Annotated in this window: 2 protein-coding genes; both read right to left on the bottom strand. The window is 60.5% G+C overall.

The window, feature by feature from the left end:
• Window positions 1-64 precede the first annotated feature (64 nt).
• A complete protein-coding gene (gene lptG / locus AADJ04_RS17865) occupies window positions 65-1,177 on the bottom strand; it encodes an LPS export ABC transporter permease LptG (protein ID WP_341240436.1) in 1,113 nt (370 codons plus the stop codon).
• The gene (gene lptF, locus AADJ04_RS17860) at window positions 1,174-2,268 is read right to left on the bottom strand and encodes an LPS export ABC transporter permease LptF (protein WP_044394807.1); all 1,095 of its coding nucleotides are present in this window, start codon (window positions 2,266-2,268) and stop codon (window positions 1,174-1,176) included. The genes lptG and lptF overlap by 4 nt, the downstream gene beginning before the upstream one ends.
• Window positions 2,269-2,354 lie beyond the last annotated feature (86 nt).

Raw genomic sequence — 2,354 nt, 5'->3', positions numbered from 1 at the left:
AGAGGTGGGCTCGGTCATGGATGCGGAATCAAAGAATTAGCGCGCCAAAATGGGCTGCGCCTGGCTAGCGCCGCAGCACCAGCCAGCCAAAGGCGGCCAGTGACAACACAGAGTAGATGAGCCCCGGCGCGGCAGCGGTGAGCCAGGGAGACCAGTTTTGCAGGTTGCCAGCGTAGCCAAATACGTTGTTGAGCAAAAAGAAGCTGATGCCCGCCATGACGCCCACGAAAACGTAGCCTGCAATGCTGCCTGAGCGGAAGTGCAGGTATGCGAAGGGCAGCGCCAAAACCACCATGACAAGGCAGCTCAAGGGATAGAAGACCTTGCGCCAGAATTCGATTTCATAGCGCTGGGCGGATTGACCGTTGTCGTCCAGGTGGCGAATGTACTGGAACAAATCAAACGTCGCCATGCGATCTGGCTTGAGCAGCGATGCGGCGATCATGTCTGCGCTGATGTTGGTGGGCCAGCGCCACTCTGGCAGTTTTTGGTGCTCTACCTGGGCTTCATCCGCCGCGCGTTGGTGGAAGACGCTGCGCTGTACGTCGCGCAGCACCCAGGCGGCGTCGTCCGAACCCTGCACTTGTCCTGTTGCTGCGCGGGTTTGCGAGGCGATCTTGCCCTGCTCGTCAAACTCAAAGATGCGCACGTCGATCAGCCCGCCATCGGCGCCGATGGCACGCACGTTGACGGCGAAGGAGTGGTCGTCCTGGCGCGCCTTGAGCCACGCCCCGGTGGCACCCGAGCTGAGCTTGCCCAGGTGGCGCACCTTGATCAGCTGGGCCGCTTTGTCGGTAAGTGGCGCCAGGTAGTCACCCACAGCAAAGGTCAGCAGCACAAAGAATCCGCCCAGCGTGAGCAGCGTGCGCAATGCCAGCCAGGGGCCCATGCCGCTGGTGCGCATGATGGTGAATTCAGAGCTCTGCGCCAGGCGCGCCATCACAAAAATGGTGCCGATGAGCACGGTGATGGGCAGCAACTCATACAAATGGCTGGGAATGCTGAGCGCTACAAACAGCAGGGCATGGGACAGCTGGTAGCCGTCTGACCCCGTGCGGCCAATCCAGCGCAGTTCATCGACCAAATCGAAGAAAAAGAACAGGGCCAGAAAGCCCATCGTGACAAACGCAACCGCGAACACGGCTTCGCGGTGAATCAGGCGGCGCAGGGTATTCAAGCGGGGCTCCTTTGTGCCCAAAGGCGGCGGGGCGTCCATTGGTTGTGCCGTATCGCCAACAAAAGCATGCCTGCTCCTAGCGTGCCGCCATGCAGCAGAGCCATAAACGGCACCAGACCCATGCGCCCAGAGCCCACCCAGCTTTGGCCCAGCGTCATGAGGTTGTAGTAAACAATGAAGGCAAACAGTGCCAGCACCATGCTGGTGCTGCGCGCGGCACGGGGGTTGGCGCTGGCCAGGGCCAGCCCCAGTACGACGAAATTGAGCGCAGCCAGTGCCAGCCCTACGCGCCAGCCCAACTCTGCCATGTGCACAGGCACGGGTTGCGCCAGCAGGGCAGGGGTCGAGCGGGTTTTGACAGAAAACTCTTCCGCTGCACCGGGCGGGGCTGAGCCGATGCGGGTCGAATATTCCTCAAATTCGCTGATCTTCAACCCCGGCTGGTTGCGGGTGGTTTCCAGCCGCTGGCCATTGCTGAGTACGGCAATCCGGTCTTCTCCACGAATTTCCATGCGGGCGCTGCGGGCGCTGGTCACGGTCTCTTTGTCACCCGTCGAGGTCGCGATGAAGATGTTGTTGCCCGCTTGTTCATCAGGAGTGTCCTTGTCGATGAAGAACACCCGGGTGCCGTTGGCCGATTCCTGGAATTCACCTGGGGCAATACGGTCAATGTCGCTGCGCCGCTCGTAACGTGTCTTCAGCTCCTGAATCTGCGTGTTGGACCAGGGCCATACTGCAAGCGACAGCACAGCGATGACGGCCATGACAGGCCAGGCGAATCGCAGCAAGGGGCGCAGCAAGCTGGCCAGGCCGCGCCCACTGGCAAACCAGATGACCATTTCGCTGTCGCGGTACATTCTGGAAAGGGTGCTGACCACTGCGACGAAAAGGCTCAGGCTGAGAATGATGGGCAGCTGGCCGAGCACGGTGAACCCCATCACCAGCATGACGTCTGAGGGATTGACGCTGCCACGGGAGGCCTGCCCGAGGGTGCGGATCAGCATCATGGTCATCACGACCGTGACCAGCACCACCAGCGTCGCGCCGAAGCTGCGCGCCAGCTCCTTGCGAATAGATGAATCGAATAACATTGGCTCGAAGGAAAACACCGATTATGAACTTTGAACTGAAGCCGTTGACGACTGCCGCAGCAGTACGTGAAAAGTGTGACCTGTTG

The sequence above is a fragment of the uncultured Acidovorax sp. genome, from assembly GCF_964021665.1.
Taxonomy (GTDB): Bacteria; Pseudomonadota; Gammaproteobacteria; order Burkholderiales; family Burkholderiaceae_C; genus Acidovorax; species Acidovorax temperans.
Note: the sequence above shows the minus strand (reverse complement) of the source record. Positions and strands in the feature narration are given on the sequence as shown.